Below are 23,928 nucleotides of genomic sequence, written 5' to 3'. Positions count from 1 at the left end.
GGGAGGCCCCGCGTGTTATTTTGATGCTCAGTCGATGTAGGAGGGCTACGTGCCTAGTCGTGGAAACCGCCGTGAAGAACTCCTTGCGCGCGCAGAGGCGGGCGATGCCGATTCGATGCTGGCGCTGGCCGAAGCCTCGGAAACCGCTGATCGGGGAAGGTGGTTGCTGCGAGCGGATCAGGCCGGGAGCGAGGAGGGGCGACGGAGGCTCGCGCAATTCCGCCCCGTTCTGGAGCAAGCGGCGCGAATGGGTGAGTCCGGCTGTCAAAGTGTACTTGGTGGGATTCTGCTCGCTTTGGACGAGGATCCATCGGAAGCCGCCGTATGGTTCGGGAGGGCGGCAGAGTCCGGAAACAACGAGGCCCGTCGGTCCCTGGGCTACCTATACGTAGAAGGCGTCGGTGTCGACCAGGACTTGGCGAAGGCCGAGGCGCTCTTTCTTCTCGCCGCGCGCGAGGGGGACGTGATTGCCGCACACAATCTCGGCGTCTTCTACCTCGAAGAGAGCGATGGTTCCCACAACCTGGCCGAGGCGATCCGCTGGCTCCGCACAGCGGCGGACGCCGGTGTTGACGAGGCGGCGGCCAAGCTTGGCGATGTTTTCTCAGGCATGGACCGGGATGAGGAAGCGCTCCACTGGTACGAGAGGGCAGGCGACCTGGGCCATACCGGGGCCATGATGGCTGCGGGCTGCTGGCACCGGGACGGGGTTGGGACGGAGGAGAACCGGGCTGTCGCCGTCAAGTGGTTCCTGAGGATGCTTGAGTTCCACAACTTCGAAGGGGTACACGAGGTCTTCCAACTCGCCCCACGGATGACTGATTCGGAGATCAGGGAGGGCGGCCGACTGGCCGGCAGGGAGGCGGAAGCCGAAAAGATCATCCAGATGTGCAACTCTGGTGCCGGCCATGGCTCTACGGCTGGCCCGTGAAGGCTGCGTGTTATGCCGCTTCGTCGGCAGCAGCGGGAGTTCTTCGGTCATCCGGTCGGCATTCGCACGCCCGACGATCGGGCGTGGAATCCACCGGGCAAGGCGGTTGGTCTGTTCGAGGCGGGCGCGGACACGACAGATCGGGTCTTCATTGACGGGCCCTGACGTGAAATTGACGAGACGTCAAGTACGTCGTGGGATGGCACGGTCGGATTCAGCAGGTACGCGGACGACAGTGAGTGGAGTAACACTCCTTGGCGACTGGAGCCAGATCCTTCTGAACTCCATGCTGATAGGGCCGCCATGATGGGGACCCGGAAGAGCCCCGAGAGCAAGTCCGTGGTCAGATTCTTGACTACCCAACAGTCTCGGACGGCTACGTCGATGACATTTTCGGCTGAGGTGCCATGATGTCGTCCATGAAGCAATTGCATAATGCCACCTTCCGGACGCTCAAAGTCATCGGAGGGTCGAAAACCCTGGGTGATGTCAGTCTGTCCCGCTGCAACTACGTGGGTTCTACTGTCGCCCAGTTCGATGACCCCGGGTACGGCCTTACCGTCCGCAACGTCGAGGCAAGGCGATGCAAGGTGGACAATTCCGGCACGCATGGTGTTCGCTTCCAGAATGTACTGGTCGAGGACCTCACTGTGGCCGGGGGGCTGCTCCTGGAGGCTTGCATCTTCGAGCGGGTCACTCTGCGGGGGAACATCGGCAGAGTGGTGACCACTCCTCCCAATGACTCCCTGGCAGAGGAGGTTCGAGCGAGTCTCGTGGATGCGATGCGAGTCGCATACCCCCGTACCACCCATTTTTGTCTTGCTGGATTATGGGCGTGGGGTGTGCAGGCTGATGGAAGAAAGGCGCGGATTTCCCTTCCGGGATTCTGTTTCGTCGATAATTGCGCGGGGTGAAGCTGCCCTGGAGGCTGGCGATCCGGTAGCGGCGGGTAACTGGTTCGTGCACGCTTTCCGGCTTGGTTCCGGGGTGGCGAGGGTCCACCTGGAGCAGATCGCTCCGGTGCTGGAACGCCTGCTCGACGATCCGAGGGAAGGGGCCGGTGCGAGTGCGCTGCTGGGTGGAATCCACCTGATTTCGGAGACGCAGTACGAGCGTGCTCTCGCCCTGTTCCGTCAGGCTGCCGAATCCGGAGCACCTGACGGCATGCGCGGGCTCGGTTTCATGCTCGCGGAGGGCGTGGGTACACCGGCGAACCGAGCGGAAGCCAATGGGTGGTTTCGCCGAGGGGCAGAACTCGGTGACGGGTACTGCGCCTACAACATTGCACTGGCAGCCCGTGACGGTCTGGGGATGCGGCGGAATGCGAAGGATTTCCTGGCCTATCTTCACCAGGCTGCCGATTATGGTATTCCCGAGGCTTGTGCCCTGCTCGCAGATCAGTACAACTCGCGGGATGAGGAGGAAGACGCCTTTAGGTGGTATTTGGTGGCCGCGCAGGGTGGGCATGTTGCCGCGATGTGGGTGGTAGCCGCCAGGTACGAGGCCGGCCTGGGGGCGGCGGAGGACAGAGTCCGGACGGATCCAGCGCAGATCATTGCCCGAGTGGGTAATTTCACGGAGCGCGAGCGTGCCATCGAGGTGTGGATGTACCTCGCCGACAAGGCCGGATGGCAGGTGAGCCGCGTTCCGGACGGGTCGCTGGACACCGATGCCGGTGACTGCGGCGTCGTCGAGGTGGAAGGCTTGCGCTACCGGATCCGGCTCACGCCGCGAGTGCGGACGACACTGGTCGACGACGCGGGCGGCCGGGTGTCGAAGCGTCCCGTTTTCTCGCACGCCGCGTGGGCGGAGCCCGTACTGGAAACAGACGGCTTCGTCCCTTACCTCGGTGGCTGAGGAGTTGCCACCTGGGTGAGTCGGTGGTAGCCGATGAGGGCTGCGGCTATGCCGACGAAGGCGAGAAGCGCCGACGGCGGCGCAGCCCTGCAGACGCCGTAGGAGGTCGTCAATACGGCGCTGGGCGCCCTGGACCGCCGCACACCGCCTCCGAGGCGTGATCTCCGGCCGGAAGAACCGGATCGCATACCGGGCCACCCGCCTTATGAGCCGCAGCACCACCATCAACGTCGCAACCCGCGCACCAAGACCGCTTGAGAAGCGGGACGTACGCCCTGAGTTCGACGGTCAGTACCACATCCGTGATGCCAGGGTCGTCAAAGGCGCCGCCTGGCCCACCAGCACAAAGGGGTGGCAGCGCGGCCCATGCCGAACTGGAACCATTGCTGGAACAGGTCGAGCTCCAGTATCCGGTGGCCGGCCGTATTTCCAGGCCGTGGAGTCGCTGTTCGGGAGCGAAGACGTAGTGGCAGCGATTCCCTTGATGAGGGAAGAGGGGCCTTCGTCTCACGTTGAGTGAGTTGGCCCCGGAGCGGCTGTCGTCGGCGGCTCGTGATGCGCTCGCCGACTGCTTGAGGTGAGGTCCGGCGTGACGTGCGGACCGCCGGGCGTCAGGCGGGATCTGCCCTGATATGTCCTGGTGGAAAGCGCAAGGGGAATTCGGACACTTCGCCGATGATTTCATGGGATTAGTCCGAAAGGTCGCTGGGGTCGCATCCGGGCGTCGACCTGGTATATAACCGGCCTCATTTCCCCGCGCCGGGCTCGGCCGGTCATCACCAGCAACCGAAGGATTACATCGTGCTGCCCTCGTCCCGTAGGTTCTCGGCCGCACTGGCTGCCACCGGCGCGCTATTCCTGGTGTCGGCGTGCGGAGGCCAGGGCGAGACTGCCCCGGCCGCGGATGTCGCAGCCAGTGCCGAGAGCGTGGCGCCGGACGTGTCCACCTCGTCCGCTTCTCCGAGCAGCTCCCCTTCCGCTACGGCTTCCCCCTCCGCCTCTGCGTCCGCGTCGCCGTCCGGGAGCGCGTCGCCGTCCTCCAGCGGCTCCCGCGCCGCGGCGGCCGGCGGTGCGGAGAAGGGGCAGTCCTCCGCCGCGCCCGCGGCACCGAACTTCCCCGTTCCGGTGAACGTGGGCAACGCCACCCAGGTCATCACCGTGAAGGCGAGCGGCTCGTACGCCACGGTGACGGCCTGGGCCAAGGGTTCGTCCGGCTGGAAGTCGGTCATCTCCGACAGCGGCCGGGTCGGATCGAACGGCGTTGTCGATGGATCCACCCGCAGGCAGAGCACCTACACCACGCCGTCCGGCACCTACACCATCACCGAGGGCTTCGGCGTAGAGTCCAGCGGCACGAGCATGCCGTACACGAGGGTCAACTCCAGCCACTGGTGGGTCCAGGACCCCGAGTCGAAGTTCTACAACCAGATGCACACCGAGGCCGGGGCCGACTTCCCGCTCACCGAGAGCGGCGAGCGCGGCAGCGAACACCTCATCAACTACCCGACGCAGTACGCCAAGGCCCTGGTCATCAACTTCAACCGCTGGCCGGCCACGCCGGGCCGCGGAGCCGGGATCTTCCTGCACGTCAACGGCAAGGGGGCGACGGCGGGTTGCGTATCGGTGCCGCGCGCCACCATGGACCGGATCATGGGCTGGATCAAGCCCGGCGCGCACCCCCGCATCGCCATCGGCTGACCCGCCGGCCGAAGGAGCGTGAGCATGCGAGTGAACTACAGACTTGCGGCGCTGATCATCCCGCTCTCCGTTTCGTTGATCGGTTGCTCTGCGGAAGGGGAGCCGACGGAGTCGGTCGAGTCGGCTGAGTCCACGAGCCCCGGAGTAAAGACAACGGAGCCTGCGAAGCCGGTCACCGCAGCGGACTTTCTTGACCGAGCGGAAGAGGCGATGGCGGCCCAGGGCGGCTGGACGTTCGCGGTGAAGGGCAGTGAGAGTCTCGTCTTTCAGGGGCAGACGAGCGCCGCTTCTTACGAAGCCACCGTAAGGCGGACCCAGGCCCCTGCGGCTTTCCATTCCTCAGGGTCCGTCATCAGTAAGGGGAAGCGTAAGCCTGAAGAGATCTTTGCGATCGGTGCTACGCAGTACGTCAAAGAAGGAGGGGACGCCTGGAAGCACGGCCCCGTCTCCGACCCGGACATGAAGAACAAAGTGGAAGACCCTGTGGCTGTCATAGGGGAGTTCAGGAAGTACGTACAAGAGTCGGGGGATGACGTCACGCTGACCAAGGAGGGAGGGAAGGTTCGACTCCAAGTCCGCTCTGGCTCACGGAAGTTGTCGGAGGTGCGGGACCGGTCCTTTGCCGAGAAGGCTGTACGCGAGCTGAAGCCGACCCTGAAGCAACTCCAGAAAGCCGGGGTTTCAGCGACCGAGGATCAACTCACCCTGTCCCGGCTGGAGGAGACGCTGATCCTCGACCCCGAAACGTACAGAGTCGAATCCCACCGGTTCCGTTTCGATGTCCTGATCCCCTACGGGGGACAGGACATCACCTATGGCCAGGATGTGAACGAGGAGAACCGGGGAGTGTTCGACGGGGACATCGAGCTTCCCGCAGGGGTGAATTGAGCGGGGAGAGGCGTTCCCTCACGGCTACTCAACGTCGGCCAACGGCTCGAAGTCGATGTGGTCCAGCGGGTCCTTCACCCGGCCGAGACTCGGCAGGCCTTCCGTGGCGAACCGGCCGCGCAGCCACTCCAGCAGGATGTGGGTGAGCGTGCCGGTCAGCGGCGGGCCCTGTTCGGCGTGGCGTGGGTAGACGATCAGCGGCCAGTCGTCCGGCGTGGGGCCCTCGGTGAGCCAGCCCAGTTGGTCGCCGTCGATGGAGTCGGCGAACGGGAGGAAGCCGCCAGGCTCCGGCCAGACTGCCAACGGCTGGAACTGCGGGTATTCGGCGCGCAGTCCACGGTAGGCGTCGCAGACCCACCTGACCTCCTCGGCAAGTCCGTGCTCGCCGGTGCTCAGCGGGGCGCTGACTCTGAGCCAGTTCGTCCAGCAGCCGCCTCCGTACGTCTCCATCAGGGTCACGTACTCCGCCGGCAGCCGCGTGCCGAGGCGCTCGTACAGCCGCTTCCATGTGCCGTCTCCGAGAAACGGCTTCCGCGGCGGTGGTACGAGTGCGGTCAGCGCCGCCAAGCCCGTGCCCTCGGTCAGCGCGGCGCGCTGCTGCGGGGTCGGTGCCGGGCGCGGGACCGGCGGGGTCCACGGGCCGGGGTCGACTTCGGTCAGGAAGGCCGTGCGGCTCGCGCTCGGCCGGAGGCCCTCGCCGATGAGCGTGGTCAGGGTGGGCAGCAGTGGAGTCCTGTAGCGGTGCCAGGGGTCCGCGCCCGCGCGAGCCCCGTCCTTGTGGAAGGTGACGACCGGCCACTCGTCAGGATCGTCGGACGCCGTGGTGTCCCAGTACAGAAGGTCGCACTTCCGGGTCTCGCCCCACGGGAGCAGTCCCTCGGGCGCCTCCCGCCGTGCGCCCTCCAGCCAGTTGCCGTACTCGAACCAGCCCTCCCTGGCGCACGGTATGTGCAGCCAGAGGAACTCCCCGATGTCCAGCGGCCCGTACGCGGAGGCGATCGCCTTGTAGTCGGCGGGCAGCCGCAGCCCGAGCCAGGACTCGACGGTGTCCCAGTCGACGGGGACGGGGGCGGGAGCCGGGGCGGCGCCGGCCGGGGGTTGGCCGAATAGTTCCGCGAAGGCGGCGGCGTATGAGGCCGGTGTCATGGGGCGCATCCTGGCACGTTGGCGTGAATGGTGTGGGCGGATGACGCCTGAGCCGTGAAAATGGTTGTACGGGTGGCCTGAACTCATACGTGAGAACGAACACTTCCGCTTGGCGTGATGTTCTTCATGCACATGCCGCTGGGTCTGGCATGGATACGGACTTTGGAGTGCTGCCCGGTGCTGCCGAGATGCGCGTCTATGTCGCCGGGGTCGTCGACCGGCTGACGGCGCGCAGCCGGCTGCCGCTCGACTACTCCGTCGCCAGCCTGCGGATCGTCGACTTCATGGTGGACGGGGTACGGCGCGGCCGTCCGGAGGTCGGGCGGGTCGCCGGGCTCCTCCAGGGCCTCGGGGCGTACGCGGGAGAGGTGATCGTCCGGCGGGCCGGGGCCCGGTGGGTGGACTTGGATCCGGAGCAGCGGGAGCTGTTCGGCCAGCCCGTGGGAATCCGGATGCCCGACGGGCGCGTGTGGAATCCGCTCGGCAAGGTGGTCAACCGCTTCGAGCTGGGCGGCCCGGAGGAGTCGGTGCAGCGCTTCTATCTGCTGCTGCACGGGCGGGCGCGCAAGGCCGCCGCGCCGGATGCCCCACCGGTCGTGTGCTGTTGACGGAGTGGCCCCGGACGTAGAAGGACGACCGGGGCCGCCACCCCCCACAGGAGAGGCCCCGGTCGTCGTTCGCCGGGGCGGCAGAGCCGCCCCGTACTCCTCTCAGCGCCGAGCGTGCGGTTTCTGTCACACCCCGCTGTGTCGGCACGTTGTTGCTGGTTGTACAAATTATGGACGCGGCCCCCTGCAAGGACGTAGCGTGCTGATTCGCGCAGGGCGGCGCGGCAGTGGTGACCAGCTGCGATTTCAGGACAGGTTGGGGTAGTGCTGGGGGACGACGCGGAGTTGACCGCCGCGGTGCTCGCGGCACAGGACGGGGACGAGAGCGCCTTCCGTACTGTGTACCGCGCCGTGCACCCGCGGCTGCTCGGCTATGTACGCACTCTGGTCGGCGAACCGGACGCCGAGGACGTCGCGTCCGAGGCCTGGCTGCAGATCGCCCGCGATCTCGACCGGTTCAGCGGCGACGCGGACCGCTTCCGCGGCTGGGCCGCACGGATCGCCCGCAACCGCGCTCTCGACCACATACGCATGCGCGGCCGTCGCCCCGCCGTCGGCGGCGACGAGACCGAGCTCACCGGCAAGGCCGCCGACTCGGACACCGCCGACGAGGCCATGGAGGCACTCGCCACCGGCAACACGATGGCCCTCATCGCCCAGCTGCCGCAGGACCAGGCCGAGGCCGTCGTCCTGCGCGTCGTGGTCGGCCTCGACGCGAAGAGCGCGGCCAAGACGCTGGGCAAGCGGCCCGGCGCGGTACGCACCGCTGCGCACCGCGGGCTGAAGCGGCTGGCCGAGCTGCTGGGCGAGGAAGCCGCGCCGGCCCTCAGTGAGGAAGCCGCGCCGGCCCTCAGTGAGGACAGCGGCGAAGCGGACCACGTAAACCCTGGCGCCGAGCGCGCCGAGCGCGCCGACCGCGCGGATCTGAACGGCGTACCGCCGCAGCGCGGCCCCCGGCCCGGCGCGACGGCACCCGCAGGTGTGACGCATTCACGCCTGCGGACGCAGAAGGACATGTGATGGCCGACGAGCGGTACGAGTGGCTTGACAGGGAAGCGGCGGAGCGACTGCTGCGCGGTGAACCGGTCGAGGCTGCCGACGAACACGCCCGTATCCAGGCCGCGCGACTGTCCCGAGAGCTGTACGGCATGGGCAGACCCAGCCGCTCCGGCTACATGGACGGCGGTGAAATGCCCGGCGAGGCGGCCGCATTGGCCGCGTTCCGCAAGTCCAGGGCGGACGCCGACGCGCCCGCGGGGGACATGCTCGGGACCGTACGTCTCGCCCCTTCCACGCGCCCCGCTTCTGCGCGCCGCGCACCCCGCACGATCTTCGCCCGCCCGGTGCGCTTCGGGCTTGCCGCCGCGGTGGCCGGCTGCGCGCTCGGCGGCGTCGCCGTCGCCGCGGGCACAGGCTTCCTGCCGTCGCCCTTCGGCGGCGATCCGCTGCCCGCGTCCTCCGTCTCGGCCGCCGCGACCCCGGGGCCGCTGGTCTCCGAGTCGCAGACCGGCGGGGGAACAGTCGCACCCCCGCCGATCTCGGGCTCGCCCAGTACGCCGCCGGTGTCACCCCCGGCGAGTGACGGCGGCGAGCACCCGGACGCGTCAAGGGGCGCGGACGGCGGCTCGGGCGAGCGGCACGGCGACCCGGACGACAAGTCCCTCGACCGGAACGCCGAGTCGTACCGCACGTCGGTCGAGGCCTGCCGCGACTACCGCAGTGGCCGCATCGCCCCCGACCGCAAGCGGAAGCTCGAGGAGGCGGCCGAGGGGGCGAGCCGGGTGGAGAGATTCTGCGACCGGCTGCTCGACGGCGACACCAAGGGCGGCGGCCAGACCGACGGCGGCGGCGACAGCGGTGACGGCGACGACGGCGACAGCGGTGACGACGACCGGAAGGACCACGGCGCCCCCGCCTTGGACAGCCACTCGGGCGCCGCTTCCCTGCCGCCCGTCGCCTGGACGCCACTGCCCGCGGAGCCCGCGCCCCTGCCGTCCGAAAGTGCACCCCTGCCTTCGTCCGGCGTTGCCCTTAACTCCTTCTGACCTGCAATTTCTCGGCAGTGACGATTTTCGGCCGCCCAGGTGTGACGTTTTTTGAAGCCACGGCGCAGTAGAGAGTGAGCCGACTGGTCATCGGCTGCGCCAGAGCCGGGGTTCCCCCCGTACCTACGGCTCGGTGCAAACGGCGCGGGCGGGACACGTTCCCCCGGTCCCGCCCGCGCCACACTCACCCCTCGCGCTCACCAATAGATGACCACGCGGTCACCGTTGCGGACCTGCGAGAAGAGCGAGGCGAGCTTCCCCTCGTTCCGGACATTGACGCAGCCGTGCGAAGCGCCGTTGTAGCCCCGCGCCGCGAAGTCCGCCGAGTAGTGCACCGCCTGGCCGCCGCTGAAGAACATCGCGTACGGCATGGGCGTGTGGTAGATCGACGAGACATGGTGCCGTGACTTCTGGAAGACGCTGAAGGCGCCCTCACGCGTCGGCGTGTACTGAGAGCCGAACCGCACGTCCATCGTCGACTGCACCTTGCCGTCGATCACCCAGGAGAGTGTGCGGGTGGTCTTGCTGATGCACATCACCCGGCCCGTCTTGCAGCGCGGGTCCAGCTTCGCCGACGGCTTGTTCACGGTCCTGCCGTTCAGCTCGTCGCGCGTCGGCTTCTTCGTCATGGCGAGCAGCTTCTGCCAGGTCACGGTGTCCGTGTCGCCCGTCGTCGGCAGCCCGCGCTTGCCCTGGAAGCCCTTGACGGACGCAACCGTCACCGGTCCGTACGTACCGGTCGGGGTGTCGTCGAACCAGCCGATCTGAGCCAGCCTGGCCTGTAGCTCGCGCACCCGCTCGCCCTTCGAGCCGCTCGCCATCAGGACCTCGGGCTTCGCGGTCGTGGCGGACTCGCTCGGCTTCGCCGACGGCGTGCCCGGGTCCGACGCGGAAGGCGTCGGCGTCGAAGTGGCGCCCGGCGCGGGCGTTGTGCTGCCCGGCTTCGCGTCGGCCACCGGCCGGCCGGTGGCCGCCTGCGCCATACAGCCGGTGGTCACGGCCAGCACGGCGGCCGCGGCGAGTGTTCTGCGTATGACGGCCCTGCGTATGCCGGTTCTGCGTATGCCGGCTCTGCGTATGACAGCTCTATGTATGACGGCTTTCCGAAGCATGTACGTCCCCCCTGTATTTCCTGTGCCTCATGAGACAGATTCCCGCTCTGCCCGGTTGCGCAATCCCGCGCATTATGGGGAAGAAGCTGTGAGGAAGGTCCCAGCGCGTGGCCCTCCACCCGTACCGGGCCCGCCGCTACAGTCCGTCGCGAGGGTCGGTTACCAACGAGTAGCTTCAGCGGAGGCACACATCATGGCGCGCGAGTCCGAGTCGGGACTGCCCATCGAACCGGTCTACGGGCCGGATGCACTGGAGGGGTGGGACCCGGCCGAGAAGCTGGGCGAGTCCGGCTCGTACCCCTTCACCCGCGGCGTCTACCCGACGATGTACACCGGCCGTCCCTGGACGATGCGCCAGTACGCGGGCTTCGGCACCGCCGTCGAGTCCAACGCCCGCTACAAGGACCTCATCGCCCACGGCACCATGGGCCTGTCCGTCGCCTTCGACCTGCCGACCCAGATGGGGCACGACTCGGACGCGCCCATCGCGCACGGCGAGGTCGGCAAGGTCGGCGTCGCAATCGACTCGCTCGACGACATGCGGGTGCTGTTCGACGGGATCCCGCTGGACAAGGTCTCCACGTCGATGACGATCAATGCGCCGGCCGCGCTGCTTCTGCTGCTGTACCAACTCGTCGGCGAGGAGCAGGGCGTCCCCGCGGAAAAGCTCACCGGCACCATCCAGAACGATGTGCTCAAGGAGTACATCGCCCGCGGCACGTACATCTTCCCGCCCAAGCCCTCGCTGCGGCTGATCGCCGACATCTTCAAGTACTGCAAGGCCGAGATCCCGAAGTGGAACACCATCTCGATCTCCGGCTATCACATGGCGGAGGCCGGGGCCTCGCCCGCGCAGGAGATCGCGTTCACGCTCGCGGACGGCATCGAGTACGTCCGTACGGCCGTGGCCGCGGGCATGGACGTGGACGACTTCGCGCCGCGCCTGTCGTTCTTCTTCGTCGCCCGTACGACGATCCTGGAGGAGGTCGCCAAGTTCCGTGCCGCGCGCAGGATCTGGGCGAAGGTGATGCGCGAGGAGTTCGGCGCGAAGAACCCCAAGTCGCTGATGCTGCGCTTCCACACACAGACCGCCGGTGTGCAGCTGACCGCGCAGCAGCCCGAGGTGAACCTGGTGCGCGTGGCCGTCCAGGGGCTCGCGGCCGTGCTCGGCGGCACGCAGTCGCTGCACACCAACTCCTTCGACGAGGCGATCGCGCTCCCGACGGACAAGTCTGCCCGGCTCGCCCTGCGTACGCAGCAGGTCCTCGCGTACGAGACGGATGTGACCGCGACCGTCGACCCGTTCGCCGGCTCGTATGTCGTGGAGAAGATGACGGACGACGTGGAGGCGGCGGCGCTGGCGCTGATGCAGCGGGTCGAGGACCTGGGCGGCGCGGTCAGCGCGATCGAGCACGGCTTCCAGAAGAACGAGATCGAGCACAGCGCCTACCGCATCGCGCAGGAGACCGACAGCGGCGAGCGCGTCGTCGTGGGCGTCAACCGCTTCACGCTGGATGCCGAGGAGCCGTACGAGCCGCTCCGCGTCGACCCGGCGATCGAGGCGCAGCAGGCGGAACGGCTTGCGAAGCTGCGGGCGGAGCGCGACCAGCAGGCGGTGGATACGGCGCTGGCCGCGCTGCGGAAGGCCGCGGAGGGCACGGACAACGTCCTTTACCCGATGAAGGACGCGCTGAAGGCGCGGGCGACGGTGGGCGAGGTGTGCGACGCCCTGCGCGCGGTGTGGGGCACCTACGTCCCCACGGATGCGTTCTGAGCGGATCCGGCACGCCTCATTCCGCGATACGGAACGCAAAGGCGGAGTGTCGTACCCATGTGCGACACTCCGCCTCATGCTGGGTGTTACTGATCTGCCGACCTATCTGGTGGGCCTTGTCCTGATCATTCTGCTGCCGGGGCCGAACTCCCTGTACGTGCTCTCGGTCGCCGCACGCCGTGGTGTGCGCACGGGCTATACGGCCGCCGCCGGTGTGTGGTGCGGCGACACCGTGCTGATGGTGCTGTCCGCGGCGGGTGTTGCCTCGCTGCTCCAGGCCAACGCCGTGCTCTTCGGGATCGTGAAGTTCGCGGGCGCCGGCTATCTGACCTGGCTTGCGATCGGGATGCTGCGCGCGGCCTGGTCGATGTGGCGCACCCGGCGCGAGCGGACGATCGAGGAGCCGGCCGCGGACGGTGCTTCCGCCGCCGAGCGGCCCTTCCGCAGGGCCTTTGTGATCAGCCTGTTCAACCCGAAGGCGATCCTCTTCTTCATCGCCTTCTTCGTGCAGTTCGTCGATCCGGGCTACGCCTATCCCGCGCTGTCCTTCGTGGTGCTCGGTGTGCTCGCGCAGCTGGCGAGCTTCCTCTATCTGACTCTGCTGATCTTCACCGGTACCCACCTTGCGGCCGCGTTCCGCCGTCGCAAGCGTCTGTCGGCGGGAGCGACGGCGGCGGCCGGCGCGCTGTTCCTCGGCTTCGCGGTGAAGCTTTCGCTCAGCAGCTCCTGACCCGCTCCAGCCACTCGGTCAGCCCCGCCGTGTCCCCGCCCGCCCAGCCGACATAGCCGTCGGGCCTGACCAGGAAGAGGCCCTTTCCGTACGGCTCGTACGCGTCGATGCGGTGTACGTGCACCAACTGGGCGTCCAGCGGCGGCAGTTCCGCGTCCGTGCCGACCGCGAGCAGCGTGAAGTGCGGGCCGCGGAAGAGGTCGAACAGCCGGCGCCCGCCGGGCAGCGGGCCGTCCGGGGCGCGGTCGCCCGCCTCCAGCGCGCCGCCGGCGCCGCTGCCTCCTGAAGCGAGCGGGCCGCCGCGGTAGCCCAGGCCGAGCTGTATGGTGGCCGCGCCGCGCCGCTCCTCGCCGCGGTGGATACGGGTGGACAGGCCCAGCATCTGTGCGGCGACAGGCTGCCGCTCCTCTTCGTACGTGTCGAGCAGCGCCTCGGGCGCGCCGTGGCGCAGCACCTGGCCGAGCTTCCAACCGAGGTTGTACGCGTCCTGGACGCTGGTGTTGAGGCCCTGCCCGCCGGCGGGGGAGTGGATGTGCGCGGCGTCGCCCGCGAGGAAAACACGCCCCTCGCGGAAGCGGGCGGCCATGGCGGCGCGCGGCCGGAAGTCCGATACCCACAGCACCTCGGTGACCTCGTCCGCGGCCAGATGGCTGCGGGCGGCGACCAGCGCCCGTATCCCCGCGGGCGAGGTGTCGGGCTCGCCTTCGTTGAACTGGCCGATGAGCTGGAAGTCGTCGGTGCCCGGCAGCGGGCAGACGGCGAGGTGGCCGGTGCCGTCGCCGGGGAAGATGTGCCAGCTCAGACGGTCCAGCGCCGGAATTCGGACATCCGCGACGAGCATCGGCGCCGGGTCGACGTCCTCGCCGGTCATCGGGATGCCGAGAGCCCGGCGCACCGTGCTGCGGCCGCCGTCGGCGGCGACCGCGTACGACGCGTGGACCTCGCCCGTCGAGAGCCGGGCCGTCACTGTGTGCGCGTCCTGCCTGATCCCGGTCAGGGCGGTGCCGAAGGCGACGCTGCCGCCCAGCTCCGTCAGGCGCGTGTGCAGGATCTGCTGTGTGCGCCACTGCGGGAGCAGCCAGGGTTCTGTATACGGTTCGGCCTCCGAGGGCGCGGGCCGCTCGAACATGTCGTGCTCGCCCTGCCGGGCGCCGTCCTGCCAGATCATGCCGACCGGGGCCCGGCCGCCGGATGAGAGGACCGCGTCCACGACCCCGAGGTCGTCGAAGACCTCCATGGTGCGCGGCTGGATGCCCTTGCCGCGCGAGCCGGGGAAGAGCGTGTCCGACTGCTCGACGACGAGGGTTCGCACGCCGCGGCGGGCCAGATCGCAGGCGAGAGCGAGCCCGGTGGGCCCGGCCCCGACGACGAGGACGTCCACGTTCCTCGGTTCCTTAACGCTGTTAAGTTCCATGGTTACGGAGGATGCGCTTAACGCTGTTAAATTGTCAAGGTGGCTACGGAACGACTCGACCGGATCCGGGTGGCGCGCACCGCCCTGCGCCTGCTCAACGAAGTGGGCCTCGAAGGGCTGACCCTGCGCGCCATCGCCAAGGAGCTCGACGTCAAAGCGCCCGCGCTGTACTGGCACTTCAAAGACAAACAGGCGCTGCTCGACGAGATGGCGACCGAGATGCTGCGGCGGATGGCGGCGGACATGCAGGAGTCGGACCCGTCGGCCGACTGGCGCGAGGGCCTCGCCGCGGCCATGCGAAGGCTGCGCGAGCATTTGCTGCGCTACCGCGACGGCGCGAAGGTCTACAGCGGCACGCATTTCACCGACATGAGCTACGCGGGCCCGATGGAGGCGCATCTGCGCATGCTCACCGTGGCGGGCTTCACCCCGGCGGCGGCCGCGCGCGCCTGGCTCACCGCGTACAGCTACACGATCGGCTACGTGATCGAGGAACAGGCCATGGGCCCGGACCCGGCGACGGGTGCGGAGGGCTACGACCTGGCGGCGCGCGCCGAGCGGCTGGCCGAGTACCCGCTGTCCGCGGCGGCGGGCGAGGAGATGTTCGCGGGGCGCGATGCGGGGTTCGAGGTGGGGCTGGCGGCGGTGGTGGCGGGGGTGGGGGCGGTGCTGCTGGGCTAGCGCCTGCGGCGGGCCTGTTCCCCGACCCGCCCCTTCCCGAACTGGGGGCAGCCCCCAGACCCCCGTACGCGCTTCGCGCGTGTCCTCAATCGCCGGACGGGCTTGATATGCCCGGGCAAATCAAGCCTCGTGGGGGTCCCCCCGGACGAAGTCTGGGGGAGATTGAGGAGCGGGTTCTGGGGCGGAGCCCCAGGGAAACCTCAGCCCAGCGCCACCCGCTTCAGGCGGCGCGCCCGCCGCACCACCCTGCGCACCGCCGCGTTCCGCGGCACCGGAATCCCGCCCGGCAGGCCGAGCACCGTCAGCCGGCGGCGCTTGAAGTAGCGCCAGGTGTGCGAGTCCAGGTGGCCCCTGAGATAGCTCTCCGCCGCCGCGCGCAGATCCGGCCTGAGCTGTGCCTGCATCGCGAAGCCGACCGTGTTGAGCAGGCCGGTCACCGTCTCGTCCGCTTCCCTCGGCGCGCCCGATTCGCCCTCCGCCAGATCGGGCAGCAGCGCGTCGACGATCGTCAGCGGAATCCGGTTGCTGTTCTGGTACGGCGTGAGCCGGTCGAGGAGCGGCTCGGTGCCGATGCGGGCCACCGGGATTCCGTAGAACGTGCTCGCCGTGAACAGCGCGGTGGAGAAGCAGCCCGCCACCAGTGCGGGCCGCAGCTGACGGTAGAGCACTTCGGCGATCAACGGCCGGTCCAGGACGGTCAGTTCCGCCTCCAGCTTCTCCGCCTCACGCTCCAGGGTGCGCGTCCAGGAAGCCGGGGCCGTGGGATGCGGCTTGAATACAATCCGGCGGTGGCCGAGCGCGACCGCGCCCCGCACCATCCGGACGTGGAGGGCCTCTTCCTCATCGGGCGTGATGATGCCGAGCGCCGCGAGGTACTGGCCGAGCAGCAGGGCCGGGCCGTCGCCCGCCGCAGTTCCCTCGCCCGCCGCAGTCCCCTCGCCGGGTGCCACATCCGTGACGCCGTCGGAGAGTTCGGCGACGACCTTGACGAACGCCTCCGTCGGGACGACCTGCGGCTGCGCCCCGAACTCCGCGAGCAGCAAAGGCTTCAAGCCCGGCACGAGGTCCAGATGGAACAGCCTGCGCACCCGCTCGCCGACCAGCGGGTCGATCTTGCTGCGGGTCGGTCCGTAGCTCATCAGCCCGTCCGCGTACACATCCAGCGTCGCGTCCGGGAAGAGCTGCGCGATCGCCAGCGCCGGGTTGACCTGGATGGACTCGACGGCCAGCTCGATCCGGTCGTCACCGAGGTCCCACAGCATCCGCAGATACCGCTCCCACAGCGGGCCGTCGTCCGGGCGCGGGGCCCAGCCGCCCGGATGAAAAGGGGAGATCGCCTCGTTCCAGGAGAGCACCCCGTCGAAGCGGCCGCGCAGCTGCTCGAAGCCGGGCATCGTGTCCAGCGAAGGCGAAGTCTCCGGCGTCGCCGCGTTGTTGGCGACCAGCAGGAGGCGCCGGTCGGCGGTCGCGAAGCAGCCGCTGTCGATCGCCGCGGCCAGCGTGGCGGCCCCGTACAGCGAGGACGCGTAGAAGATCTGGGTCGTACGCATCAGGCCGCTGCCTCCCCGGAGAGCGGGGCGGGGCGGCGGCGTAGCCTGCGCAGCCTCGATGCGCGCGCTCGACGTCCATCGAGTCGAGCGCGTCCTTCAAAATGTCCTGCGGCATCCGCTTCAGGGCCGCCGCGCTCATTGCACGCAATTTCCGCGCCACTGCGGGTTCGAACCTCTCTACTGATCCCAAGTGGTGGGAAATGACGGCACAGTACGTTCGCACGGCTTTTGGCAACAGCTGAGCGGAATCCGGATCCTTCGCCGTTTCTTCGAGCACCTGGTCGAATGCCCGGATGAAATCAAGCTGGCGAATGTCACCAATTTGTGTCAGGGATGATGCAACGCCGCGTCGGTAGAAGATCCCCAAGTGGCTGATCGCGGCAAAAGACTCGGCCTCGCGGTGCAGCCGCCAGATCCACGGCCGGTCCTCGGCGGTGCGCAGCCCGTGCGTGAAATGCAGCAGCCCGCGCTCCGCGAGCCGCCGGTGATACATCCCGGCCCAGGCGAAGGGGTAGTCGACGCCGGTCGACCGGTCGGCGGGCAGGATCGCGTCCCGCGGCCGCAGCACCTCGCCGCGCCGGCCGACCGGGACGCGGTGGACCGTGCGGGCCCTGGCCGTGCACTGGACATGGTCGGTGCGGACGAAGTCGCAGCCCAGCTCCTCGATGGCCGTGAGCAGCCGCTCGTAGTGGCCGGGCGCCAGCCAGTCGTCGCCGTCGAGGAAGGTGAGGTACTCCCCGCTCGCGGCGTCGAGACCGGTGTTCCGCGCGGTGGCGAGGCCGCCGTTCTGTTCATGTCTGATCAGCCGAGCCCCCGGAACCTCACGCTCCGCGCGCTCCAGGATCTCCGGAGTCCCATCTGTCGAGCAATCGTCGACAAGCAGGAATTCGAAGTCCTCGCGGGCGTTCGCCTGGAGGCTTCTCAGGGTGTCGGGGGCGTATGTCTGCACGTTGTAGAACGGCACGATGACGGAGAGCTTAACCACCCGCGTGAGGCTAGGCCGAGACCCGGCATTCGTTCTGTCGCTGGGAGGGATGGCGGGTGAACGCAGGGCGGCGAGTCCGTTAACCAGCTTGATTCATGGGCCTTTTCGCCAACCGTAGACGCGCTGTTAACCAGCTGTTGTGGTCGAGTTGGGCCGTCAAACGGAATGCCTTTCTAACGTCCTCGGCGTGCCATCAAGTACAAGCGAGGCCGTACGGGTCGCCGTACTCGCCGACTCCGACACCCGGTGGAAATGGGGCGCGCTCACCGCGCGTCGTATCGCCCCCTCCGACGCCCCGGACTCCATCGAGCTGAGCGGCTTTCTGCTGCGCGGCCGGGCCACTCCCACGGCCCGTCAGCTCGCCGAAGTCGGAGTGCGTGCCGACGAGCTGCGCGAGGTGACCGGGAACGAGTTCCTGCGGGCGATGAAGGACGAGCCGTACGACGTGATCGTGCTCTCCCTCGTCGGCGGCGCGGTCCAGGCCATGCTGCACGGGCTCGCCGCGCTGGCGCTGCCCCGCAGACCCGTCGTCGTCACCGGCTATGTCGGCGTCGTATACGAGAAGCTCGCCGACGGCCTGCTGCTGCGGCACGGCGCGGACGTCGTCCTCGCCAACTCACGGCACGACGCGGAGCGGTTCCGCGCGGTGTACGAGGGCGTGGGCGCCGACGCCTCGTCCGTCACCGAGGCCGCGCTGCCGTTCCTCGGCGGCGCGCCCTACGAGGCCGCGGACGACCGCGACACCGTCGTCTTCGCCGCTCAGCCCTCCGTGCCCGAGTCCCGCGCCCACCGCACCTATCTGCTGCGGCGCCTGGTCGAGCACGCCAGGCTCCATCCGCACCGCGAGGTGCTGCTGAAGCTGCGCTCCAAGCCCGGCGAGCACACCACGCACCTCGAAGAGCTGCCGTACCAGAAGCTCGCCGACAAGCTGCCCGGCGGACTGCCGCCGAACTTCAAGCTGGTCTACGGGCACATGGGCGAGGTCCTCGACCGCACCGACCTGCTGGTGACGGTCTCCTCGACGGCCGCCCTGGAATCCCTGCACCGGCGCATCCCCACCGCGGTCCTCAGCGACCTGGGTGTGCGCGAGGCGCTCGGCAACCACCACTTCATCGGCTCCGGGCTGCTGACCTCCTGGGACAGCCTGGACGGCGGCTACCGGCCCGTCCCCGACCCGGACTGGCTGGCGCGGCAGGGCGTCGCCGCGGACGGTACGTACGAAACGGCCTTCGACGCCGCCCGCAAGCGCGTTGCCGAGCTGCTCGAGCAGCCCGAGCTCCCTCCGATCGCGCCGTACTACACGCCCGCCACCGCGCCCGGCTATCTGCCCGGCATCCTCGCCCGCCACCACCTGGCCCCCGACGGCACCCCGCGGCCTGGCGCGGCCCCGAAGACAGAGGCCACCGGCATACGGCGCGTGGTGCGCGACGCCGTACGGAACGCGGCGCGCGGCGCGTACCGCCACGGCGTGCAGCGCGTCGCCCCCATCATCCGCCGGATGGGCGAGCTGTGACCCCCGTCGCCCCGGGCGCCTCCCCTCAACTCCCGTACTCAGGAGCACAGATGACCGTTCTCGCCGTGATTCCCGCCCGTGGCGGCTCCAAGGGCGTACCGGCAAAGAACCTGGCCCCGGTCGGCGGCGTGCCGCTCGTCGCACGCGCCGTCCGCGAGAGCCTCGCCGCCCGCCTGGTCACCGATGTCGTGGTCTCCACGGACGACCCGGACATCGCGTCGGCGGCGCGCGGCGCGGGCGCCGAAGTTGTGCTGCGGCCGGCCGCGATCGCCGGGGACACCGCCACCAGCGAGGCGGCGGTGCTGCACGCGATGGACGCGCACGAGGCGATGCACGGCGCGCCCGTGGACGTGGTCCTGCTCGTCCAGTGCACCAGCCCCTTCCTGACGCGCGCCGACGTCGAGGGCGTCGCCGCCGCGGTCATCGAGGACGGCGCGGACAGCGCGGTCACCGTGGCCCCCTTCCACGGCTTCGTCTGGCGCGAGCAGGGCTCCGACTCCGGCGCCGAGCAGCCCGCCACGGCGGCCATCGGCGCCCAGCGCGTCGGCGGCTCCACGGCCGTGCTCCTCGAGGCCGCCCCGGCCTCCGGACACGGCGTCAACCACGACGAGTCCTTCCGGCCGCGCCGCCAGGACCGGCCGCAGGACTTCCTGGAGACGGGAGCCGCGTACGCGATGTCCGCCACCGGTTTCCGCGAGGCCGGGCACCGCTTCTTCGGCCGCACCGCGCTGGTGCGAACCGACCCCGCGCGCGTCCTCGAGGTCGACGACCCGCACGACCTCGCCCGGGCCCGCGCGCTCGCCCCGCTGCTCGACACCTCCGCGCTGCCCACGCGCGACGCCGTCGACGCCGTCGTCCTGGACTTCGACGGCACCCAGACCGACGACCGCGTCTACATCGACGCGGACGGGCACGAAACCGTCGCCGTGCACCGCGGCGACGGCCTCGGCATCGCGCATCTGCGCAAGTCCGGCCTGGAACTGCTCATCCTGTCCACCGAGCAGAACCCGGTCGTCGCCGCCCGCGGCCGCAAGCTCCAGATCCCCGTCCTGCACGGCATCGACCGCAAGGACCTCGCGCTGAAGCAGTGGTGCGAGGAGCGCGGGATCGCGCCGGACCGGGTGCTCTACGTCGGTAACGACGTCAACGACCTTCCGTGCTTCAACCTCGTCGGCTGGCCCGTGGCCGTCGCGAGTGCGCACGGCTCCGTACGTGCCGCAGCGCGTGCCGTCACTGCCACGCGCGGCGGCGAGGGGGCGATCCGCGAAATCGCCTCCTGGCTCCTCGGCCCGACTCTCAACACCCCTGCGAGCACCACCAACACCCCTGAGAACACCCCCGATACCCCTGCCACCTCCCACAACTCCCCCGAGAAGTAAGGAACGACCCCTCATGAGCACGTCTCGTCTGCGCACCCTCGGCACCAAGACCGCGGGCCCCGGTCACCCCGTCTACGTCACGGGTGAGATCGGCATCAACCACAACGGCGACCTGAACAACGCCTTTGCGCTCATCGATGCCGCCGCCGACGCCGGCTGTGACGCGGTCAAGTTCCAAAAGCGCACCCCGGAGATCTGCACCCCGCGCGACCAGTGGGACATCGAGCGCGACACCCCCTGGGGCCGGATGACGTACATCGACTACCGCCACCGTGTGGAGTTCGGTGAGGACGAGTACCGCCAGATCGACGCGCACTGCAAGAAGCGCGGCATCGACTGGTTCGCGTCCCCGTGGGACACCGAAGCCGTCGCCTTCCTGGAGAAGTTCGACGTCCCCGCCCACAAGGTGGCCTCCGCGTCGCTCACCGACGACGAGCTGCTGCGCGCCCTGCGCGCCACCGGCAAGACCGTCATCCTCTCCACCGGCATGTCCACGCCGAGGCAGATCCGGCACGCGGTCGAGGTGCTCGGCAGCGACAACATCCTGCTCTGCCACGCCACGTCGACGTACCCGGCGAAGGCGGAGGAGCTCAACCTCCGCGTCATCAACACCCTCCAGGGCGAGTACCCGAACGTCCCGATCGGCTACAGCGGCCACGAGACCGGCCTTCAGACCACCCTCGCCGCGGTCGCCCTCGGCGCCGCCTTCGTCGAGCGCCACATCACCCTCGACCGTGCCATGTGGGGCTCCGACCAGGCCGCCTCCGTCGAGCCGGGCGGCCTGCAGCGCCTGGTCCGCGACATCCGCACCATCGAGACCGCGCTCGGCGACGGCGTCAAGAAGGTCTACGAGTCCGAGCTCGCCCCGATGAAGAAGCTGCGCCGCGTCGCGGGCGTCGTCGCCGAGGGCGGCGACCGCGAGCCGGCCCAGGTCTGACAGGCCTGGCGCCGTGCTGTGCCTCCCCGGGGGCCGGGCCCCCGGACCCCCGTCCCACAAGCAGGCCAGCGGGCTGGCCGACCCGGCACCACGAGGTGAAAATCGGTGAACCTCGCCTTTGTCGAGAGTCCGGTCCAGCTCCTGAACGTCCTGGAGTGGGCCCACGCACAGCACGGTGCGCCGCTGACCGGTGTCCCGACCCAGCCGGCAGGCCCGGCGGGCACGGCACGGACCGGCGTCGCCGACCTCACGGTGGTCGTTCTGTCGCCCACCGACCCCATGTCGCGGGGCCAGCTGCGCCGGATGGCGGAGCTGGCCCGCGACGAGGGGTACACGGTGCGCTGGCAGGAGGCGCGCGGCCGGGCGGGCGCGCCGCTGAAGACGGTGCGCGAGCTGGCCCCGCTGCTGCATCGCGCCGAGCGCATCGTCATCGGGGACCCGTTCTCCCGCTACGTACAGCTGCTGCTGACCCTAGTCGGCAGCAAGGATCTGACCGTGGTCGACGACGGCACCGCCACGATGGAATTCGTGGCACAGCTCGCGCGCGGCGAGAAGCTGGTGCGCTGGCACCGGCGCGGCAGGCGGGGGCCTCGCGAGCTGGTCCTCGCGCCGGTCACCTTTCTGGCCCGCCGCCGGCTCACCCCGTCGCGCAGCCGCGATGTCGAGGTCTTCACCTCGATGCCGGTCGAGCCGCCGCAGGGGATCACGGTCACGCCGAACCGGTTCGGCTGGACCCGCTCCCGGTTCGGCCCGCCCAAGATCACCCGGGGCGCGGACCTGGTCGGGACGTCGCTGGTGGAGACGGGGGTGGTCGACCCGGACCAGTATGTGGAGGCGGTCGCCGCCCTGGCCCGTACGCACGGAGCCACCCGCTACTTCGCGCACCGCCGCGAGAGCTCGGAAAAGCTCCACCGCCTCGCGGTCGAGACGGGCCTGGAGATCGTCCGCCCGGACCTGCCGCTGGAGCTGATCGCCCGTCGCGGCCCGATAGGCGCCACGGTCCTCAGCTTCCCCTCGACCGTGGTGCACACCCTGCCGCTCGCCCTGATGGGCACCGGAATCAGGGTCGCGGTCTGCGACATAGCCCCCGAATGGCTCAGGGACAGCGCCTCCCCACGGGCCCAGGGGTTCCTGGCGGGGGTCACGGGGACGGCCCAGGATGTGCAGCGGCTGCCCGCGCCCGCCTGAAGGCCTGATCGGCCGGGCGGGAAGAAGGAGTGAGTTTACCCACATGGATGGACAACCATGCACCTCGGGGCCATCTTTCCTTCCCCTATCGGGCTGAACTTTTGTTGATCAGTGGCCAGTTGGACCCCACCTGGGCTTACTCTTCAACAGGTGAACCAACTCATGTCCCCCGAGTCAGACGCCGAACTGCGCGGGGAAGCCGCACTGCCCGGCACGCTGTCCGAATCGCTGCGCGCCGAGCTGATTGCCTTCCGCCGCGACCTGCACATGCACCCGGAGCTCGGCAACCAGGAGTTCCGTACCACCGCCGCGCTCAAGGCCCGCCTGGAGCAGGCCGGCCTCTCGCCGCGGGTGCTCGCCATCGGCACCGGACTCGTCTGTGACATCGGGACAGAAAAAGGGGCGCGAAGCTCAAGCATGGGTGGTGGGGGGCGACGGGCGGGCGGGGTACGTCCGCTGTTCGCAATCCGCGCCGACATCGACGCGCTGCCCATCCCCGACACCAAGACCGGGGTGCCCTACCGCTCCACCGTCCCCGACCGCGCTCACGCGTGCGGGCACGATGTGCACACCACCACGGTCCTCGGCGCCGGGCTCGTCCTCGCCGAGCTCGACCGGCAGGGCCTGCTCCCGCAGCCGGTCCGGCTGATCTTCCAGCCCGCCGAGGAAGTGCTGCCGGGCGGCGCGGCCGACGCCATCGAGTCCGGTGTGCTGGAGGGCGTCGGCAAGATCATCGGGGTGCACTGCGACCCCAGGGTCGACGCGGGCGTCATCGGGCTGCGGTCCGGACCCATCACCTCCGCCTGCGACCGGCTGGAGGTCACCCTCGACGGCCCCGGCGGCCACACGGCCCGCCCGCATCTGACCACCGACCTGGTCACCGCGGCGGCGAACGTTGTCACCGAGGTCCCGGCCCTGCTCGCCCGCCGCGTCGACGCGCGCTCCGGTCTCGCCATCACCTGGGGCCGTATCGAGGCGGGCCACGCCTGCAATGTTATCCCGCAGCACGCCGAGCTGTCCGGAACTGTTCGCTGCCTCGACCTGCCGGGCTGGCGCGCGGCCCCCGACCTGGTGCACGCGGCCATCGACGAGATCGCCACGCTGCACCGGGCCAAGTCGCAGGTCAACTACATCCGCGGGGTCCCGCCGGTGGTCAACGACCCGGTGGTGACCGAGCTGCTGCGCGACGCGCAGACCGCGCGCCGGGGATCGTACGCAATCGAGGACACCGAGCAGAGCCTGGGCGGCGAGGACTTCTCCTGGTATCTGGAGCATGTGCCCGGCGCGATGGCGCGACTGGGCGTGCGTACACCGGGTGACACGACCCGGCGCGATCTGCACCGCGGCGACTTCGACGCCGACGAGCGCGCGATCGAGGTCGGTGTCGAGCTGTTCACGGCCGCGGCCCTGATCGACGGGCTCCCTGCCTGAGCCGAAAAGGACGGAAGGCACCCGCGATTCCGCGGGTGCCTTCCGTTTTGCCGGCGGCGGA

The 23,928-nt window shown here is 69.4% G+C and carries 21 protein-coding genes and 1 pseudogene; 16 read left to right on the top strand and 6 right to left on the bottom strand.

From position 1 onward, the window contains the following. Nucleotides 1–295: 295 nt before the first annotated feature. The 3 genes from QFZ67_RS14665 (at nucleotide 296) to QFZ67_RS14655 (ending at nucleotide 2,788) form a co-directional block, all read left to right on the top strand. A complete protein-coding gene (locus tag QFZ67_RS14665) occupies nucleotides 296–931 on the top strand; it encodes a tetratricopeptide repeat protein (protein WP_307661547.1) in 636 nt (211 codons plus the stop codon). 419 nt (nucleotides 932–1,350) lie between these two features. Beyond that, nucleotides 1,351–1,845, top strand: coding sequence for a hypothetical protein (locus QFZ67_RS14660; RefSeq protein WP_307661546.1), 495 nt, complete (start codon nucleotides 1,351–1,353; stop codon nucleotides 1,843–1,845). Next, nucleotides 1,784–2,788 carry a tetratricopeptide repeat protein gene (locus QFZ67_RS14655; protein ID WP_307661545.1) on the top strand — a complete coding sequence of 335 codons (1,005 nt, stop codon included), beginning with the start codon at nucleotides 1,784–1,786 and terminating at the stop codon, nucleotides 2,786–2,788. Before QFZ67_RS14660 ends, QFZ67_RS14655 begins: the two co-directional genes overlap by 62 nt. 794 nt (nucleotides 2,789–3,582) lie before the next feature. On the opposite strand, the gene QFZ67_RS14650 is transcribed toward QFZ67_RS14655, so the two are convergent. Then, entirely contained in the window at nucleotides 3,583–3,933 is a 351-nt protein-coding gene (locus tag QFZ67_RS14650) for a hypothetical protein (protein ID WP_307661544.1), read from the bottom strand. On the opposite strand from QFZ67_RS14650, the gene QFZ67_RS14645 reads away from it, so the two are divergent. Together QFZ67_RS14645 and QFZ67_RS14640 are read left to right on the top strand one after the other, a co-directional pair. After that, a complete protein-coding gene (locus QFZ67_RS14645; RefSeq protein ID WP_307661543.1) occupies nucleotides 3,914–4,486 on the top strand; it encodes a L,D-transpeptidase in 573 nt (190 codons plus the stop codon). The genes QFZ67_RS14650 and QFZ67_RS14645 overlap by 20 nt on opposite strands. A 24-nt stretch (nucleotides 4,487–4,510) precedes the next feature. Continuing rightward, the gene (locus QFZ67_RS14640) at nucleotides 4,511–5,374 is read left to right on the top strand and encodes a hypothetical protein (protein ID WP_307661542.1); all 864 of its coding nucleotides are present in this window, start codon (nucleotides 4,511–4,513) and stop codon (nucleotides 5,372–5,374) included. Nucleotides 5,375–5,398: 24 nt separating this feature from the next. Here QFZ67_RS14640 and QFZ67_RS14635 read toward each other — a convergent pair whose 3' ends face one another. Beyond that, entirely contained in the window at nucleotides 5,399–6,520 is a 1,122-nt protein-coding gene (locus tag QFZ67_RS14635) for an SMI1/KNR4 family protein (protein ID WP_307661541.1), read from the bottom strand. A 149-nt stretch (nucleotides 6,521–6,669) separates the two neighbouring features. Here QFZ67_RS14635 and QFZ67_RS14630 point away from each other — a divergent pair, with 149 nt between their 5' ends. The 3 genes from QFZ67_RS14630 (at nucleotide 6,670) to QFZ67_RS14620 (ending at nucleotide 9,173) form a co-directional block, all read left to right on the top strand. Continuing rightward, a complete protein-coding gene (locus QFZ67_RS14630; protein WP_307661540.1) occupies nucleotides 6,670–7,128 on the top strand; it encodes a hypothetical protein in 459 nt (152 codons plus the stop codon). 264 nt (nucleotides 7,129–7,392) lie between these two features. Then, nucleotides 7,393–8,148, top strand: coding sequence for an RNA polymerase sigma factor (locus QFZ67_RS14625; RefSeq protein WP_307661539.1), 756 nt, complete (start codon nucleotides 7,393–7,395; stop codon nucleotides 8,146–8,148). Further along, entirely contained in the window at nucleotides 8,148–9,173 is a 1,026-nt protein-coding gene (locus QFZ67_RS14620; protein ID WP_307661538.1) for a hypothetical protein, read from the top strand. The genes QFZ67_RS14625 and QFZ67_RS14620 overlap by 1 nt, the downstream gene beginning before the upstream one ends. A 197-nt stretch (nucleotides 9,174–9,370) precedes the next feature. On the opposite strand, the gene QFZ67_RS14615 is transcribed toward QFZ67_RS14620, so the two are convergent. After that, a complete protein-coding gene (locus tag QFZ67_RS14615) occupies nucleotides 9,371–10,285 on the bottom strand; it encodes a L,D-transpeptidase family protein (RefSeq protein ID WP_307661537.1) in 915 nt (304 codons plus the stop codon). A gap of 193 nt (nucleotides 10,286–10,478) precedes the next feature. Between QFZ67_RS14615 and QFZ67_RS14610 the strand changes: the two genes are divergently transcribed. Both QFZ67_RS14610 and leuE read left to right on the top strand, forming a co-directional pair. After that, nucleotides 10,479–12,059 carry a methylmalonyl-CoA mutase gene (locus QFZ67_RS14610; protein WP_307661536.1) on the top strand — a complete coding sequence of 527 codons (1,581 nt, stop codon included), beginning with the start codon at nucleotides 10,479–10,481 and terminating at the stop codon, nucleotides 12,057–12,059. A 76-nt stretch (nucleotides 12,060–12,135) separates the two neighbouring features. Then, nucleotides 12,136–12,789: a leucine efflux protein LeuE gene (leuE, locus tag QFZ67_RS14605; RefSeq protein ID WP_307661535.1), complete on the top strand. Its 654-nt coding sequence runs from the start codon at nucleotides 12,136–12,138 to the stop codon at nucleotides 12,787–12,789. Here leuE and QFZ67_RS14600 read toward each other — a convergent pair. After that, on the bottom strand, nucleotides 12,776–14,203 hold the full coding sequence (locus QFZ67_RS14600) for an FAD-dependent oxidoreductase (RefSeq protein WP_307661534.1): 1,428 nt from the start codon (nucleotides 14,201–14,203) through the stop codon (nucleotides 12,776–12,778). The genes leuE and QFZ67_RS14600 overlap by 14 nt on opposite strands. A gap of 30 nt (nucleotides 14,204–14,233) precedes the next feature. On the opposite strand from QFZ67_RS14600, the gene QFZ67_RS14595 reads away from it, so the two are divergent. Then, a complete protein-coding gene (locus tag QFZ67_RS14595) occupies nucleotides 14,234–14,884 on the top strand; it encodes a TetR/AcrR family transcriptional regulator C-terminal domain-containing protein (RefSeq protein ID WP_373430223.1) in 651 nt (216 codons plus the stop codon). A gap of 200 nt (nucleotides 14,885–15,084) precedes the next feature. On the opposite strand, the gene QFZ67_RS14590 is transcribed toward QFZ67_RS14595, so the two are convergent. Beyond that, the gene (locus tag QFZ67_RS14590; RefSeq protein ID WP_307661532.1) at nucleotides 15,085–16,434 is read right to left on the bottom strand and encodes an alpha-2,8-polysialyltransferase family protein; all 1,350 of its coding nucleotides are present in this window, start codon (nucleotides 16,432–16,434) and stop codon (nucleotides 15,085–15,087) included. Beyond that, a pseudogene (locus QFZ67_RS14585) lies at nucleotides 16,434–17,419 on the bottom strand (glycosyltransferase family 2 protein). Before QFZ67_RS14585 ends, QFZ67_RS14590 begins: the two are co-directional and overlap by 1 nt. A gap of 187 nt (nucleotides 17,420–17,606) precedes the next feature. Here QFZ67_RS14585 and QFZ67_RS14580 point away from each other — a divergent pair. The 5 genes from QFZ67_RS14580 to QFZ67_RS14560 all read left to right on the top strand — a co-directional run bounded on the left by QFZ67_RS14580 (nucleotide 17,607) and on the right by QFZ67_RS14560 (nucleotide 23,867). Continuing rightward, nucleotides 17,607–18,932 (top strand): DUF6716 putative glycosyltransferase, encoded by a 1,326-nt coding sequence (locus tag QFZ67_RS14580; protein WP_307661531.1) that lies wholly within the window; start codon nucleotides 17,607–17,609, stop codon nucleotides 18,930–18,932. A 50-nt stretch (nucleotides 18,933–18,982) separates the two neighbouring features. Then, entirely contained in the window at nucleotides 18,983–20,311 is a 1,329-nt protein-coding gene (locus QFZ67_RS14575; protein ID WP_307661530.1) for an acylneuraminate cytidylyltransferase, read from the top strand. A 13-nt stretch (nucleotides 20,312–20,324) separates the two neighbouring features. Then, nucleotides 20,325–21,248 (top strand): N-acetylneuraminate synthase family protein, encoded by a 924-nt coding sequence (locus tag QFZ67_RS14570; protein ID WP_307661529.1) that lies wholly within the window; start codon nucleotides 20,325–20,327, stop codon nucleotides 21,246–21,248. Between the two features lie 105 nt (nucleotides 21,249–21,353). Next, nucleotides 21,354–22,436, top strand: a complete 1,083-nt coding sequence (locus QFZ67_RS14565) for a hypothetical protein (RefSeq protein WP_307661528.1) — start codon at nucleotides 21,354–21,356, stop codon at nucleotides 22,434–22,436. 162 nt (nucleotides 22,437–22,598) lie between these two features. Further along, on the top strand, nucleotides 22,599–23,867 hold the full coding sequence (locus QFZ67_RS14560) for an amidohydrolase (protein WP_307661527.1): 1,269 nt from the start codon (nucleotides 22,599–22,601) through the stop codon (nucleotides 23,865–23,867). Nucleotides 23,868–23,928 lie beyond the last annotated feature (61 nt).

Origin of the sequence: Streptomyces sp. V1I1, assembly GCF_030817355.1 — a bacterium.
Lineage (GTDB): Bacteria > Actinomycetota > Actinomycetes > Streptomycetales > Streptomycetaceae > Streptomyces.
This window is presented reverse-complemented; position numbering and strand designations above follow the sequence as displayed.

Coding starts and splice junctions, on each gene's coding strand:
- QFZ67_RS14660 (WP_307661546.1), top strand. CDS start 1,351: ATGAAGCAATTGCATAATGCCACCTTCCGGACGCTCAAAGTCATCGGA.
- QFZ67_RS14655 (WP_307661545.1), top strand. CDS start 1,784: ATGGAAGAAAGGCGCGGATTTCCCTTCCGGGATTCTGTTTCGTCGATA.
- QFZ67_RS14640 (WP_307661542.1), top strand. CDS start 4,511: ATGCGAGTGAACTACAGACTTGCGGCGCTGATCATCCCGCTCTCCGTT.
- QFZ67_RS14635 (WP_307661541.1), bottom strand. CDS start 6,520: ATGACACCGGCCTCATACGCCGCCGCCTTCGCGGAACTATTCGGCCAA.
- QFZ67_RS14630 (WP_307661540.1), top strand. CDS start 6,670: ATGGATACGGACTTTGGAGTGCTGCCCGGTGCTGCCGAGATGCGCGTC.
- QFZ67_RS14620 (WP_307661538.1), top strand. CDS start 8,148: ATGGCCGACGAGCGGTACGAGTGGCTTGACAGGGAAGCGGCGGAGCGA.
- QFZ67_RS14615 (WP_307661537.1), bottom strand. CDS start 10,285: ATGCTTCGGAAAGCCGTCATACATAGAGCTGTCATACGCAGAGCCGGC.
- QFZ67_RS14610 (WP_307661536.1), top strand. CDS start 10,479: ATGGCGCGCGAGTCCGAGTCGGGACTGCCCATCGAACCGGTCTACGGG.
- leuE (WP_307661535.1), top strand. CDS start 12,136: ATGCTGGGTGTTACTGATCTGCCGACCTATCTGGTGGGCCTTGTCCTG.
- QFZ67_RS14600 (WP_307661534.1), bottom strand. CDS start 14,203: ATGGAACTTAACAGCGTTAAGGAACCGAGGAACGTGGACGTCCTCGTC.
- QFZ67_RS14590 (WP_307661532.1), bottom strand. CDS start 16,434: ATGCGTACGACCCAGATCTTCTACGCGTCCTCGCTGTACGGGGCCGCC.
- QFZ67_RS14575 (WP_307661530.1), top strand. CDS start 18,983: ATGACCGTTCTCGCCGTGATTCCCGCCCGTGGCGGCTCCAAGGGCGTA.
- QFZ67_RS14570 (WP_307661529.1), top strand. CDS start 20,325: ATGAGCACGTCTCGTCTGCGCACCCTCGGCACCAAGACCGCGGGCCCC.
- QFZ67_RS14560 (WP_307661527.1), top strand. CDS start 22,599: ATGTCCCCCGAGTCAGACGCCGAACTGCGCGGGGAAGCCGCACTGCCC.